Genomic DNA, 14,608 nt, shown 5'->3' with positions numbered 1-14,608 from the left:
CGCGCTGGCCTGCGACCGCCCTATTTCAGGACGTTCGGCGATTGCAGTTCAGAAGTGCGGGCCTCTTCAGCCTGCCGCAGCAGGCGCAGCATGTTGCCGCTCCAGAACTTTTCGATGTCCTGCTCGCTATAGCCAGCCTCAAGAAGTGCCGCGGTCACTTTCGGAAGGAAGGTAATGTCGGTCATGCCGTCGACGCCGCCGCCGCCATCCCAGTCAGCGCCCATGCCGACATGGTCCGGGCCGACAAGGTCGAGCGCATAGAGAAGGTGCTCCATGAACTTCTCGAAGGTGGAACGCGGTGCCGGGTATTGCACGTCGATCGCGTCGCGAGCCGCCGAATATTCTTCGCGCGTCGCGTCGTCGAGATCGTAATAGCTGCCGCCGAACTGTTCTTCGAGGTCAGCCATCGCCTGCTGGCGCTCAGCGCTTGGCTCGAGCGCCTCAAGATAGCCGCCATATGCGTTGATCTGGATGACGCCGCCATCCTCAGCGATTGCCGTCAGCAGCTCGTCTGGAATGTTCCGGAAGTGGTCGTAGACGCCGTCGACGCCCGTGTGGGACAGGATGATCGGCGTCGTGGATAGCTCGATCATATCGTAGACGGTCTCATCAGAGGCGTGTGACCCGTCGAGGATCATGCCGAGTTCGTTGGCCTTGCGCACAAGGTCCTCACCGAGAGGCGACAGGCCGCCATAGGAGTCGCCCGAGACATCGGTCGCGCTGTCGGCGAACTGGCTGTCACGGAAATGGACAGGCGCGATCATGCGCAGGCCGCCGATATAGAAAGTCTCCATCAAGGATACATCGGTGCCGAGCGGATAGGCGTTTTCCATGCTCTGATAGACAACGCGCTTGCCCTCGCCCGCGATGCGCGCGGCATCGTCAGCGGTGAAGGCGAGCTCGACCTCATCGCTGTATTTGGCCGCAAGTTCGCGGATCGACATCTGGCGCAGCATCGCCTGGTTGCGGGCCGCGGCATAGGAGGCTTCGTCGAGTGGGCCCTGCGCGGTAAAGATCACCCAGAAACCGCCATCAAGGCCGCCTTCCTTCATGCGCGGCAGGTCTACATGCGTGCCATCCTCCTCGAAGGTCTGGCGAACTGAGAAATTATAGTCCGGCGTATGAAAGTAGGCGGGCGTGTCGAGGTGGGTGTCCATGACGAGCATGCCTTCATGGATCGCCTCGACATTCTGCGGCACGCTCATCGGAGCGGCGACTTCGGCGGTGGACTGGGCCTCAGCCGGCGCGATGATCTCACTGCCGCTTGGCTCTGCGTCGGGGTTGCAGGCTGCCAGTACGGTCAGCGCGGCTGCCATCATGAGACCATTGCGAAAGTTGAAACCCGTCATCCTGAAACCCCTTTAGTAAATCTGTTTGCGATACCAGCAGAAGCCGGGCGCGGCTGCAATCGCAGATGCGTCATTCACCCCGGCTCTTGCGCAGCTCTGCCCAGCGTTTCAGGCGTTCGGCGATGGGGCCTTCGCGCCCCTGCCCTTTTGGCTGGTAGAAATTCTCGCGCTTCATCCCGTCCGGGAAATAGTTCTGGCCTGAAAAGCCCTCTTCGGCGTCATGGTCATAGGCATAGCCCTTGCCATAGCCCTCGCCTTTCATGAAGGCGGTGGGCGCGTTCAGGATATGCTTTGGCGGCATCAGGGAGCCTGTCTCTTTCGCTGCGCGCTGGGCGGCTTTCCAGGCGGTGTAGACCGCGTTGGACTTGGGCGCCGTGGCGAGGTGGACGACGGCGTGGGCGAGGGCAAGCTCACCCTCCGGGCTGCCGAGGCGCTCATAGGTGCGGGCCGCTTCATTCGCGATCATCAGCGCCGTCGGGTCGGCAAGGCCGATATCTTCTGACGCCATGCGGACAATGCGGCGGGCAAGATAGAGCGGGTCCTCGCCGCCCGTGACCATGCGGGCGAACCAGTAGAGCGCGGCATCCGGGTCTGACCCGCGTACCGATTTGTGCAGGGCGGAGATGAGGTTGTAGTGCTCTTCACGGTCCTTGTCATAAGCGGGCGCGCGCTTCTGGAGCGCCTGGCTCAGCGCTTCTGGCGTCAGCTCGGTGCCCTCATCGGCCAGCGTGAAGGCCTGTTCGGCAAGGTTCAGCATATAGCGGCCATCGCCGTCGGCCATGTCGATCAGGGCTTCGCGGGCACGCGACTCCAGAGGCAGTTGTCGTCCTTCAAGCGCTTCGGCGCGGACGAGCAGCTCTTCCAGTGCCTCTGGTGTCAGGCGTTTGAGGGTCAGCACCGCGCAGCGCGACAGGAGCGCGCCATTGATCTCGAAGCTCGGATTCTCCGTCGTCGCGCCGACGAGGGTCACGACACCCGCCTCGACGAAGGGCAGGAAGCCGTCCTGCTGGGCACGGTTGAAGCGGTGGATCTCGTCAACGAAGAGCAGCGTGCCCTTGCCCGTTGAGCGCCTGTTCTCGGCCCGGTCGAAGGCAGCACGCAGATCCTTTACGCCAGAGAAGACGGCGCTGATCGCCTCGAATTCGAGATCGGTTTCCTTGGCGAGCAGCCGCGCAATCGTTGTCTTGCCGACACCGGGCGGGCCCCAGAAGATGATTGAGGAGAGCCGCTTGGTCGACAGCATCCGCCCGAGCGCGCCGTCCGGGCCGAGCAGATGGTTCTGCCCGACGACTTCGGACAGCTTGGCCGGGCGCAGCCGGTCAGCCAGCGGCCGCGGCGCTTCATCAGCCATACCGGAAGCGGAAAAGAGATCACTCATAAGAGCGAGGGGTAGAGGTTTCCCCCATTCCTGAAAAGCACGAACTACGGATCAATCCGCGAGGTGCGCGTCAATCTCCCGCTCAAGATCGGAACATCCCGTATAAGCACCGGACCAGTAAATCCGCCGACCGTCGCGGCTCTCGGCGTAGTTCGACTGAAGCAAGGTCGTGCCAGTGCGCGATATTTCACTGAAAGGTATGGTGATGCGGCTCTTGCGAACTCCGAATCCATACACTTTGGACGGTCCCGTCACCGACGTTTCATCCCAGTATACATCGTACATATCGGTTAACAGGGTGGTGATGAAGAGCGGCAGTGGCAAACCGCATATAATAATTAGCCCTAGCAGCGTAGGCACACCTTCGACGTTGCCCTTTATCAAGCCCCATAACAGCGTCCATAGCGCAAGAGCAACAATGGTTGCCGCGCCTAACACCAGCAATATTGTCAGGGGGCGGTTCATTCGAATGACTTTGCGGCCATTCTCAAGGACGCGCGCTTTGGTACACGCGATCGCGACTCCAATTCCTCCAACGAGAAAGAAGATTACGAGATGTCTCACCCAGTCCGGCATCGTTTCCCCCTCAAGTTTTACATCCCTAGCCCGCGTCAGTGCCCGTGATAAGATGGCAGCTGGAGGAAACCATGACACTGACCATCACCCAAAGCGGTGAGGCGTGCGGGGCGAGCGTAACAGGCATAGACCTGAGCCAGCCCCAGGATGAGACGACCGTTGCGGAGATCCGCGCGGCCTGGCTCACCCATCACGTCCTTGCCTTTCCAGGCCAGAACCTCAGCGATGATGATCTGGAGCGGTTCACGCAATACTTCGGGCCCTTTGGCGACGATCCGTTCATCGCGCCGATACCGGGCCGCCAGCACATCATTGCCGTCAAACGAAACGCCGATGAGACCGGCCCGGTCTTTGCCGAGACGTGGCATACGGACTGGAGCTTTCAGGCTTCCCCGCCCGCCGGCACCTGCCTCTATGGCATCACCATTCCGCCCAGTGGCGGTGACACGCTCTTCACCAATCAGCACAAGGCACTGGCAGAGATGCCTGACGATCTGCGTGAAAAGCTGGACGGCAGGATGGCCGTGCATTCGGCGCGCAACGGCTATGGCAAGGCAGGTCTTTATGGCGAGAAGGATGAGGGCCGGAGTATGGACATCCGCTCTTCTGATGAAGCGCTCGCGACGCAGGTCCACCCTATCATCCGCAAGCATCCAGAAACCGGCGAGGAAGGCCTGTTTGGCTGTGCCGGATACATTATCGGCTTCGAAGGCATGGATGAGGAAGAGAGCTGGGCCCTGCTGACAGAGCTTTATCGCTGGCAGACGCGGCCAGAGTTCCAGTACCGTCACAAATGGTCGGCGGGCACGCTTCTCATGTGGGACAACCGCTCATGCCTGCATATGGCGACGGGTGGCTATCAGGGGCATGACCGCCTGCTCCACCGCACCACGATTGGCAGCCGCGCGGCCGCCTGAACCGCTGTCAGACCTCCGACCAGAGGCGGCGCAAATTCGCGATCACCTTTGAGAGCGCGAGATGCTCTGGCGCGCCTTCTGGCAGGGAAGCACGCATGGAGACTTTCAGATTCGCAAGATCGAACAGGATGTCGCGCTGCTCGCTGGTGCGGACCTGGCTCTGTACCCAACCGACGCAGACTGTGCGCTGGCCTGACGTGATGGTCTCGACGCGGTGCAGGCTGGTCGATGGATAGAGGAGGAGCGAGCCAGCTTCGAGCTTCATGGAATGGATCATGCCAGCCCAGTCGATCGTCAGCTCACCGCCCTCATAATCGGTCGGGTCATTAAGGAAGAGCGTGAAGGACAAATCCGTCCTGATCCGGTTTGCGCCTGTGCCCATAAGCGCATTATCGACATGGGTGCCATAGCCCTGCCCCTCGCCGCTGCGGCTGACGAGGAGGCGTGACAGGCGCGCGGGCTGTGCGGCGGCCTGGAAGACGGCGTTCTTGCGGATGGCGTCATTGAGCAGCGTGTGCAGCGCGGCGCCCGAGCGGGACGACAGATCCGCCTGCTCATTGCGCTTCACTTTCGCCGCTTCTGGCCCCGCCGTCTTGCGCCCATCGGCCCAGCCGGTCTTTGCCAGAAGCTCCTTCGCCTCAGTGAGGGCGCCTGCATCGAGTATGTTTGGAATCGTGATCAGCATCTTGCTTTTGAGAATTAATTGCAGATATAGCTAGGCGTTACCGGAACACTCGCAACAATGAAAGTGCACTTCTATGGCATCTAAATACAAATCTCTTGCTGCGCTCGGCCTGTCGACCACGCTTCTTGGCGGCCTTGTAGCGTGCGGCAATGAGGTGGAAACCACCCCTGCCCCGACCGAAACCGCCGCAGCCGAGGACACGGACACCGCAGCGACGCAGACCCCTGACGCACAAACCGACACCTCGTCCTACGCCATGTCCGGCGGCGAAGGTGAAGGCGAAGGCGGCGAGGGTGAAGGCGGTGAAGGTGAAGGCGGCGAAGGCGGTGTAGACCTCGCAGCCGCTTCGCAGGACCCTGCCGTCTATCGCAGTGCGCTCGCCATGACCGAAGCGCACATCCGCGCCGGCATCGACGCACTGGACGCAGGCGAGCGCCGCGCAGCCGGCGAAATGTTCGCCCACCCAGTGAGCGAGATCCTGCTCGACTTCGAACCGGTCCTCGTCCAGCAGGGCGTCGAGCCCTTCGCACAGAAGCTGAGCGATGCCTCCGCCGCCGTGTTCGCTGAAGAGTCTGCTGAAGACCTCCGCGCCCGCGCAGAAGACATCATCGCGACGCTGCGCGCAGCAGCGGACAAGGCCCCGGAAGGCAACGACAGCGAAGCAGTTGTCGAAGCCAAGGTGATCGCAGACCAGATCAACCGCGCAACCGCGCAGTACGACTCTGCGACCCGCACCGACGCCTATGAGCCATATCTCGACGGCTATGGCTTCTACAGCACGGCAAGCGCCCTCCTCAACGATCACCGCGCCGAGATCGAAGCCGACGCGCCAGAGTTTGCCGAACAGGCCGACGCTGTCCTCGCCATCCTGGCCGACGCCTATCCTACGGCAGACCGCCCGGAGACGCTGGAGGCAGACCAGTCCGCCATGACGGCCGGCAATTCGGAGCTTCAGCTGATCGTGAGCGGCCTGTAAGGCGTCGCTGACAAGCATCACACAAAAGAAAAGGCCGGGCAGATCGCCCGGCCTTTTTTGTTGCGTTTCAGACTGGCCTAGTCAGCGGCGGTATCGCTTGCAGCGCCCGCTTCCTGCTGGGCTGGCTCGCCCTTCAGATAGGTGTTGAGGAAGCTGACATAGGCTTCTGAAGCGGTGATGCGGTTGTCACGCTTCTGGAAGCCGTGGCCTTCATCCGGGAAGAGCACATATTCCACCGTCGCCCCATTGGCGCGGGCGGCTTCGACCAGCTCATCACTCTCGACCTGCAGGACGCGTGGGTCGTTTGCACCCTGGATCACGAGCAGTGGTTTGGTGATCTGATCGGCGTGGAAAAGCGGCGAAATCCGGCGCAGGCGTTCTTCATCCTCTGCGGGGTCGCCCATCTCATCATAAAGCGCATCGCGGAAAGAGCCCCACCATGGCGGAATGCTCTCAAGCGTGCGCAGCCAGTTGGTCACGCCGAAGATGTTGACGCCAACGTCGAAGACTTCCGGCTCAAACGCCAGCGCGGCCGCGACCATGAAGCCGCCATAGGAGCCGCCGATGATGCCGATCTTGTCCGGATCGATCCCTTCAACGCCTTCAAGATATTCGCGGCCATAGACGATGTCCTGAAGGTCGTTTTCGCCGTGGTTCTGGTCATCGAGGTGGAAGAAGGTTTTCCCATAGCCAGATGAGCCGCGATTGTTCGCACCGAGCACGGCGTAGCCATGATTGACGAGGTGCTGGATCGTCGCTGAATAGCCGCGCGTCGTCTGACCGCCCGGCCCGCCATGCACCCAGACCAGCGCCGGGACCGGGTTCTCCGCTGATGCCTGCTTCGGCATGTAGAAGACCGCCGGAATTTCCAGCCCATCAAAGCTCTCATACCGGACGATCGTCGCCGTCACGAGGTCATCCTCATCAATCGCTTCAGGCAGCGCAGAGGTCAGACGCGTTGCCGCGCCGGTCTCAAGATCGGCCATGTAGAGATTGAAGGGCGAGGTATCGGTGTTCACGCCAAAGGCGATCTCGCTCTCATCCCGGCTGAAGCGGACCTGTCCCACTTCCCCGTCCGGGATGTTACTCAGCGCGACTTCCTCGCCGGTCTGGTTGTCGAGGATGGTCAGCTCTGTCAGCGCATCATTGTTGATGGCGGATACGAGATAGCGCCCGGTCGGGCTGTCGAAGACGTAGGACACGTCCCAGTCTGCCTGGATGAGCGGGCTGCGCTCTCCGCTCGCGAGATTATAGGTCCAGGCCTGATTGAACTCGCCATACTCATTGGTGGCATAGATCAGCGTTTCGCTATCGGCGGTGAAGTCGTAGACGCCGTAGGCGATGTCGCCTTCATGCTCGGTAATCAGCTGCTGGGTCGGCTCATCGGCCAGCAGGTCGACGAGGAATATGTTGGAATCCGCATTGGTGCGGTCCTTGGACAGTGCCAGCCAGCGCCCGTCTGGCGAAACGCCAGCGATGTCCTTGCCGTCATTCTGGAAGATCATCTCACGGGCATAGTCGCTGGCCCGATAGGCGTAGAGGTCATTGGTCTGCGGGTCGCGCTCATTGGTCTGGACGTAGAAAACCTCGCCATCGCCGCGCCAGCCGACAAAGCTCGCGCGCGTCTCTTCGCCCGGCGTCAGGTCGCGCAGCGTGCCGTCTTCCTCGCGCACATAGACGTGGAAGATTTCATTGCCGCCGCCATCAGAGGTCAGCAGCGCCCTGTTGTCATTCGGAAAGAAGGACTGGGCATAGATCGCGTCGCTATTGGAATTGGTGAGCGCGGTGACGGCGCCGCTCTCATCCATCGTCACCGCATTGAAGATGCCCGTCACATCGGTGGAGGCGAGGATCTCTCCACCGTCAGCGGAAAAGACATAGCCGCCAGAAGACGCGAGCGAATAGCTGGTCGTTTCGTGGAACAGCGCAGCGGGATAGGTCTCCACCTCGATGCCGACGAGCGGCGTGTCGCTTGCGTCCGCGCTTTCGCTCGGCGGGGTTGGCGCAGTCGTATCGGTTTCCTGTGTCTGCGCGCAGCCAAAGGCGAGCATGGACGCACCAAGCGCCAGTGCAGTTCTGAGTTTCATGGGGGAGCCCTTCCGCATCTGATGGTGATGCGGACGCTAGCACCACCATCCAAAGGTGGCGAGGCTAGACCGGGCAGATTCTCGAATTCACTTAGAGCCGCAACGTCCCGCTGATGCGGCGACCATTGCGATCAAGCTCGATCGCCCAGGTGGACGTATCGCCGCCAAGGGCGTCGTCGAGATCGCTCAGACCCTCGATCTGCGTGTTGTTCACGGACACGATCAGGTCACCTGGACGGACCACGCGCCAGGCATAGGCCCCGCGCATGATGCGCGTAACGAGGACGCCGGTTTCAAACGGGTCCCGGCCAAGCTCCTCGGCAAGGCGCGGAGAAAGCTCTGCCACTTCGGCGCCGGAGAAAGGGTGACGACCTTCCAGAAGCTCAAGCTCTGCCTCGGTCGCGCCGGGCGGCGGGGCGAGCTCTACGCTGATATTTTCGAACGCGCCGCCGCGGAGGACCGTGAGCTCGGAAAACTCACCCGGTGAACGGGTTGCTGCGAGGAATTTGAGGCCCCGCTCATCGAAGACCTCACGGCCATCAATCTCTGTAATCAGGTCGCCGCGGGCGATACCGGCCTCATCGGCCGGGCCGTCCTGGAAGACTTCGGTCACCATCACGCCCAGCGGGCGGTCGAGGCCCTGGGCCTGCGCGATGTCATAACTCACCGATTGCGCCTTAAGGCCCAGCCATGGGCGAACGATCATACCTTCATTCACAGCTGCATCGACGACGCGGCGCACCATTTCGGCCGGAATGGCAAAGCCGATGCCGTTCGATCCGCCAGAGCGTGAGAAGATCGCCGTGTTCACGCCGACAAGCTCTGCCTTCGTGTTGATCAGCGCGCCGCCGGAATTGCCGGGGTTCACCGCCGCATCGGTCTGCAGGAAGAAGGAATAGTCCGACACGCCGACATCGGTGCGGGCCGTTGCCGAGATGATGCCTGTCGTTACAGTCTGGCCGACGCCAAACGGGTTCCCGATGGCGAGCACGATGTCGCCAACTTCCGTGTCGCGCGTGTCGGCGTATTTCACGGTCGGCAGCGGGTCGCCATCATTGTCGATGCGCAGCACGGCGAGGTCAGTTCGCTCATCGGAGAGGACGAGCTCAGCTTCGTATTCGCGCCGGTCCGACAGGACGACGAGGAACTGGTCGGCATCTTTCACGACATGGCTGTTCGTGACGATGACGCCGTCATCCGACACGATCACGCCAGAGCCGAGCGAATTCTGCACGCGCTCACGCGCACGCGGTGTCGCGCCGAAGAACTGGCGGAAGATCGGGTCATTGGCGAAGGGCGAATTGCTCTCGCGCACGACGCGGCTGGTATAGACGTTCACAACCGCCGGGGAGACCTGTTTGACCAGCGGCGCGTAGGAGAGCTGGACTTCAGCCTGGCTCTGCGGCACGCGGCGGCCGGGCATGAAGAAATTGCCGCTCTCATCTGCCTGCGTCTCGCCAGCCAGTTCGGTCTCAGCCTGGTCTGGCTGAGATTGGGCTCCGGCCTGCTGGCCGAAGGAGAAAAGCGGACTGATTACAACGGCCAGCAGCGCAAGGACTGCGATGGCCGAGATGAAGAGCAGTTTCGAAACGTGCCGTGTCATGGCGGTGTTATGCATCATGAAAATGGCTCTATTGCGGCCTTGGCGAGGGCGCAATCTGGCACCGCATGACAATTTTGTCAGCTGGTGCCAGTTGTCGAGCCTAGCTTTTCTCGAAACGCGGCTGCGCCGTTGCCCCTGATCGGAGGGCTTCGAGATTGGCTTCATGGTCTTCTCGGCTGATCCGGTAGAAGCTGATGCAGACCATCATGATCGTCCACAGCGTGAGCAGGCTGAGCGCATAGCCCCAACCAAGGATGCGGATGGATTCCTCGCTTGCCTGCGCGGCCCGCATACCGGGGGTGATGGACGCGACCGCGAGGACACCAGAAGCCGTCAGCACGCCCATGCCCTGGGCCAGTTTGCGCATGAAGCTGATGCCAGCGAAGTAGATGCCTTCGGAGCGTCTGCCGGTCGCAAGCTCATTCTGCTCGACAATGTCGGCGACCATGGAGGCTGCGAGCATCTGATAGGCGATGATCAGGGCGAGATCGAAAACGGTGACGGTTATCACGATGTAATAGAGCGCATCGCTGCCGTTCGGCGGCAGGAGGCCGAACTGACGCAGGATGACCGGCATCGGCGCAATCGTGAAGGCAAGGAAGCCGATGATGATGGCTGCCTTCTTCTTGCCGAACGCCTTGCCAACCGGCGGCGCGATGACAAGCGCGAGGATCGCCGAGACATAGACCGCAACAGTCAAGCCAGTAATCTGAACGTTCGTGAATTCCCAGAAGAAGCCGTTGATATACTGGTTCAGGGTCGCAGAGATACCGCTCGCCAGAAGGCCGAAGAGCGTCGCGATGAATAGCGCCCGGAAGGATGGGTTCGACACGGTTTCCCATATCTCGCCAAGGATCTTCATCGGGGTCAGCTTGCGTGCTGCTGGCGGGGCCTTGAGGTGCGGGATGTGCCTGTGCGTGCCAAGCGATGTGATGGCAATCGACATCAGAATGCAGCTTGCGCCGATCAGGCCATAGGTGTTCCAGCCAGGAATGTGAAAGAAGCCGGAAGGGTCGCCTTCACTGGGTTTCAGCAGGAAGAAAAACAGAATGATCTGGACCGTGAGCCCGCCGACCCAGGCAAAGAAATAGCGGAACGACATGAGCGATGTGCGCTCATCATAGTCCTGCGTCAGTTCTGCCGCGAGCGCCGTGCTTGGCACCTCAAAGAAGGTGTACATCAGCCGCACGATCACAGTGAATGCGAGCAACCACGCGAAGAGGTTTAGGCCGGACAGCTCTGTCGGCGGGTTCCAGACAAAGAAATAGCCAATCGCGACCGGGACCATGGCGATATACATGAAGGGGTGCCGCCGTCCCCAATTGGTCCGCATATTGTCTGACCAGTAACCGACAACCGGGTCGGAAAAAGCGTCGATCAGAAGCGCGATCCAGAGCGCCGCCGCGACGAGGACGGCCGATAGTCCCATGATCTGGCTGTAGAACAGCAGGAGGACGTATTCGAAGCCATTATTCTTGATGCCGCCAGCTGCGCCGCCAATGCCATAGGCAAGGCGTGTTGCGAGGCTCGGCTTACCGGTGTCAACCATATCGGGCCCTCCTTCAGGGACGACGCGTCAGAGGGTTTTATTCAACGATATCGTAGCGTTCGATTTCCGGCTTTCCGGCGAAACAGCCTGCCATTTTCGGCCCGGCTGCCTTGAAATATTCGGTCTGGCCGTGCGCCTTGAGCGCTTCGCCGTCCGAATACTGTTCCATGAAGATATAGGTCTGCGGATCGGACTGTGAACGATAGAGCTGGTAGGTCAGACAGCCAGGCTCATTCGCCTTGACCTTCGCCATCAGGTCCTTGCCGACCTGTTCGAACTCGTCCGTCTTGCCTTCAGCAATGTGTAGCTTCGCCACGATACCAATCATGCAGTCCTCCCTTAGGGCGTTTTTCGCCTCTATCGATAGATAGCTTATCGCTTAACGGAAAGGGCACAAGACGTTACGTGGCGGAGGGTCAGGCCTCGGCGCGAAGCGCGGTCACCTCGATCTCGATCTTCATCTCAGGCGAAATCAGTCCCGCGATCACCATGGTCGCGGCAGGACGAATGTCGCCCATATGCCTGCCGAGCACAGGCGCGACCTCATCGACCAACGCCCGGTCGGTCAGCGTGTACTGGACCCGGACAATATCCGACATGGCAAAGCCTGCTTCGTCCAAAACGCGGGAAATCGTGGCAAAGCAGGCCTCTGCCTGCGCCGCCGCATCCTCTGGCAGGGTCATGGTGGCGTAGTCATACCCCGTGACCCCGGCCACGAAGCACCAGTCCCCCTGCACCACCGCGCGCGAATAGCCGAGCGTCTTCTCGAAAGGTGAGCCAGTGGAGATCAGGCGGCGCCCGCTTGCCATCTGAGGCCTACTTGCCTTCGAACTTTGGTGCGCGCTTTTCGAGGATGGCGTGGACGCCTTCCATATGGTCCTCGGTCTCGTGCATCAGGGCCTGCGAGGCGGCGGAGAGCTCCATGATCGTGTCGTAGGAAGCAGACTGGCCGTGGCGGAGCAGCGTCTTTGCGAGGCGCAAGGCCTGCGGCGGCTGAACGGCCATACGCTCTGCCAGCGACATGGCGGCGTCCATAAGTGCTTCGGAGGTGTGGACCTCAGAGATGAGGCCCCAGTCGAGCGCGGTTTCTGCATCGATCACATCACCGGTGAAGAGAAGCTGGGCGGCGCGGGCATTGCCGACGATCCGCGGCAGCAGCCATGCGCCGCCATCGCCCGGGATGAGGCCCAGCTTGAGGAAGGTCACACCGAACTTCGCCTTGTCGGACGCGATGCGCACATCCGCCATACAGGCAACGTCACAGCCAAGGCCGATCGCCGCGCCGTTCACCGCCGAAATCAGCGGGACTTCGAGATTGTAGAGCGATTTGACGACCATATGGATGTTACGGCGATAGCCATTCCGGATCTGGTTCGGGCTGCCGCCGAAAGCGCCGGTCTTGTCGCGCATGGCTTTCACGTCGCCGCCCGCCGAGAAAGCGCGGCCTTCGCCGGTCAGGATCGCGACACGGATATCCGGGTCAGCCTCGATCTCTGCGCAGGCGGCGGCGACAGCCGGGCCGTCCCCTTCCTGGCCGAGGGCGTTCATCATGTCCGGACGCGTCAGCGTCAGCGTTGCAATGGATCCGGATTTTTCGAGCTTGATGACGGACATGGTGTCTCCCTCAATATTTGGCGCAGTGTCTGATTTTCCTGATCGGGACTATGGCAGCCTTGGGACCATGTCGAGTGGTCATGGACCTCTTATTCGCCAGCAGGGGTGCGGCGATAGATACCGGTGAACCAGTCGTCCCAGCTTTCCGTCTCTGAATTGTATTGCTGGAAGTGCTGGGTGACGCTTCCATCGGCCTCTGGCGTCCAGCTACCGCGGAAAGGCGCGGTTGTGCCATTGCGATAAGCGATCTTGCCCTCAAGGCGCATTTCACCGTCTTCAGTCAGCTTGCCTGCATAGTCGATGGTCGCCCCGCGCGCGACCCAGACCTGGCGCCACTTGTCGAGGCCGGTGTCGTAGAAATTATAGCTTTGCCCCGTTGAGCCTTGCGCGGCTGTCCACCGCTCAATCAGGAGGCATCCGTCTTCAGCTTTCGTGATCGAATTGGTGCCGGCAACCTGTCCGTCAGGTGTGGTGACCTCCCACTCGCCCAGCCAGAAATCGAAGTCGTCATACACATCGCCGTCACAGGAAGGCGGTGCAGGCTGAGGCGCGGCTTCGCCCGCATCCTGTGCGTCGGCTACTGGCTGGAAAATCAGGCCTGCGACCAGAGCGGCCACGCCAAAAGACACCTGTTTCATCTTCACGTCCCCAAAAGAAAAACCCGGCCTGCAGTGTTGCAGGCCGGGTCTTTTCGTCAAGCATGTTGACGGCGCCTATTCGGCGGCCATCGCCTGCTCTTCACCGCTGAGGCGCGAATAGCGACGCATGTGGAAGTCCACATTGCCATACTCGCTGTCGATCATGGTGAGACGCTTGAAATAGTGGCCGACGGCCAGCTCGTCCGTCATGCCCATGCCGCCATGGATCTGGATAGCTTCCTGACCAACAAAACGCCCGCCCTGGCCGATGCGGACCTTGGCTGCGGACACCGCCTTTTTGCGGGTCACTTCGTCTTCGTCGAGCTTCAGCGTCGCCATATAGGTCATGGAGATCGACTGCTCATGCTCCATGAACATGTCGACCATGCGGTGCTGGAGCACCTGGAACTTGCCGATCGCGATGCCGAACTGCTTGCGCTGCTTGGAGTACTCGACCGTCTGCTTGTGCGCGACGCCCATGGCGCCCATGGCTTCTGCACAGACAGCAACCGTTGCTTCATCGACGATACGTTCGATCAGCGGCAGGGCCTTGCCTTCTTCGCCGATCAGGTTGCCTGCCGGGACGGACACGTTCTCGAAATACACTTCCGAAGCGCGGCGGCCATCGACGGTCGGGTAGTCGCGGGTGGTGACGCCCTTGGCATCCTTTTCCACGATGAAGACAGAGATACCGTCCTTGTCGCGGCGGTCGCCGGAGGTGCGGGCCGTCACGATGAGGTGGCTTGCCCAAGGCGCGCCAACGACAACAGCCTTGTGGCCGTTCAGCGTGTAGGCATCGCCGTCTTTCTTGGCGGTGGTCTCAAGGTCGTTGAGGTCGTAGCGGCCGCGCGGCTCTGCATAGGCGAAGGCGAACACGCGCTCGCCGCCAATGATGGCTTCGAGGTGCTCGGACTTCTGCTCTGGCGTGCCGGCATGCTTCAGGAAACCGCCAGCGCAGACAATGGTCGGCACATATGGCTCAACGACGAGCGCCTTGCCGAACTCTTCCATGATGACCATGGAGTCGATCGAACCGCCCCCAAGGCCGCCATCTTCCTCGGAGAAAGGCGCTGCGAGCAGGCCGAGCTCTGCGAACTGCTGCCACATTTCCGGACGCCAGCCGCTTTCGCTGCCGACAACCTTGCGGCGCGTGTCGAAATCGTACTGGTCGCGCAGCAGCCTTGCGAGGCTGTCGCGGATCATTGTCTGTTCGTCTGAGAAATTGAAATCCATTAC

General features: G+C 61.2%; 14 protein-coding genes. 2 read left to right on the top strand and 12 right to left on the bottom strand.

Features of this window, described 5'->3' with window-relative positions:
• Positions 1-20 precede the first annotated feature (20 nt).
• The 3 genes from KUV46_10450 to KUV46_10440 all read right to left on the bottom strand — a co-directional run bounded on the left by KUV46_10450 (position 21) and on the right by KUV46_10440 (position 3,303).
• Positions 21-1,349 (bottom strand): dipeptidase, encoded by a 1,329-nt coding sequence (locus KUV46_10450; GenBank protein QYI99766.1) that lies wholly within the window; start codon positions 1,347-1,349, stop codon positions 21-23.
• A gap of 70 nt (positions 1,350-1,419) precedes the next feature.
• Positions 1,420-2,727, bottom strand: coding sequence for a replication-associated recombination protein A (locus KUV46_10445; protein ID QYI99765.1), 1,308 nt, complete (start codon positions 2,725-2,727; stop codon positions 1,420-1,422).
• A gap of 51 nt (positions 2,728-2,778) precedes the next feature.
• Positions 2,779-3,303, bottom strand: coding sequence for a hypothetical protein (locus KUV46_10440; GenBank protein ID QYI99764.1), 525 nt, complete (start codon positions 3,301-3,303; stop codon positions 2,779-2,781).
• A gap of 71 nt (positions 3,304-3,374) precedes the next feature.
• On the opposite strand from KUV46_10440, the gene KUV46_10435 reads away from it, so the two are divergent.
• Positions 3,375-4,220: a TauD/TfdA family dioxygenase gene (locus tag KUV46_10435; protein ID QYI99763.1), complete on the top strand. Its 846-nt coding sequence runs from the start codon at positions 3,375-3,377 to the stop codon at positions 4,218-4,220.
• Between the two features lie 7 nt (positions 4,221-4,227).
• Here KUV46_10435 and KUV46_10430 read toward each other — a convergent pair whose 3' ends face one another.
• The gene (locus KUV46_10430; protein ID QYI99762.1) at positions 4,228-4,905 is read right to left on the bottom strand and encodes a Fe2+-dependent dioxygenase; all 678 of its coding nucleotides are present in this window, start codon (positions 4,903-4,905) and stop codon (positions 4,228-4,230) included.
• A gap of 73 nt (positions 4,906-4,978) precedes the next feature.
• Here KUV46_10430 and KUV46_10425 point away from each other — a divergent pair, with 73 nt between their 5' ends.
• Positions 4,979-5,881 (top strand): hypothetical protein, encoded by a 903-nt coding sequence (locus KUV46_10425; GenBank protein ID QYI99761.1) that lies wholly within the window; start codon positions 4,979-4,981, stop codon positions 5,879-5,881.
• A gap of 77 nt (positions 5,882-5,958) precedes the next feature.
• Here KUV46_10425 and KUV46_10420 read toward each other — a convergent pair whose 3' ends face one another.
• The 8 genes from KUV46_10420 to KUV46_10385 all read right to left on the bottom strand — a co-directional run bounded on the left by KUV46_10420 (position 5,959) and on the right by KUV46_10385 (position 14,605).
• Positions 5,959-7,968 (bottom strand): alpha/beta fold hydrolase, encoded by a 2,010-nt coding sequence (locus KUV46_10420; protein ID QYI99760.1) that lies wholly within the window; start codon positions 7,966-7,968, stop codon positions 5,959-5,961.
• 91 nt (positions 7,969-8,059) lie between these two features.
• On the bottom strand, positions 8,060-9,589 hold the full coding sequence (locus KUV46_10415; GenBank protein QYI99759.1) for a Do family serine endopeptidase: 1,530 nt from the start codon (positions 9,587-9,589) through the stop codon (positions 8,060-8,062).
• Positions 9,590-9,671: 82 nt separating this feature from the next.
• Complete coding sequence (locus KUV46_10410) at positions 9,672-11,120, bottom strand: MFS transporter (protein QYI99758.1); 1,449 nt, start codon at positions 11,118-11,120, stop codon at positions 9,672-9,674.
• Positions 11,121-11,157: 37 nt separating this feature from the next.
• Positions 11,158-11,448, bottom strand: coding sequence for an antibiotic biosynthesis monooxygenase (locus KUV46_10405; protein ID QYI99757.1), 291 nt, complete (start codon positions 11,446-11,448; stop codon positions 11,158-11,160).
• An 88-nt stretch (positions 11,449-11,536) separates the two neighbouring features.
• A complete protein-coding gene (locus KUV46_10400) occupies positions 11,537-11,929 on the bottom strand; it encodes a RidA family protein (protein QYI99756.1) in 393 nt (130 codons plus the stop codon).
• A gap of 7 nt (positions 11,930-11,936) precedes the next feature.
• Positions 11,937-12,734: a crotonase/enoyl-CoA hydratase family protein gene (locus tag KUV46_10395; GenBank protein QYI99755.1), complete on the bottom strand. Its 798-nt coding sequence runs from the start codon at positions 12,732-12,734 to the stop codon at positions 11,937-11,939.
• A gap of 89 nt (positions 12,735-12,823) precedes the next feature.
• Entirely contained in the window at positions 12,824-13,372 is a 549-nt protein-coding gene (locus KUV46_10390; protein QYI99754.1) for a hypothetical protein, read from the bottom strand.
• Positions 13,373-13,447: 75 nt separating this feature from the next.
• Entirely contained in the window at positions 13,448-14,605 is a 1,158-nt protein-coding gene (locus KUV46_10385; GenBank protein ID QYI99753.1) for an acyl-CoA dehydrogenase family protein, read from the bottom strand.
• Positions 14,606-14,608: the final 3 nt, after the last annotated feature.

The sequence above is a fragment of the Thalassovita mediterranea genome, from assembly GCA_019448215.1.
In the GTDB taxonomy this organism is placed as follows: domain Bacteria; phylum Pseudomonadota; class Alphaproteobacteria; order Caulobacterales; family Hyphomonadaceae; genus Henriciella.
Note: the sequence above shows the minus strand (reverse complement) of the source record. Positions and strands in the feature narration are given on the sequence as shown.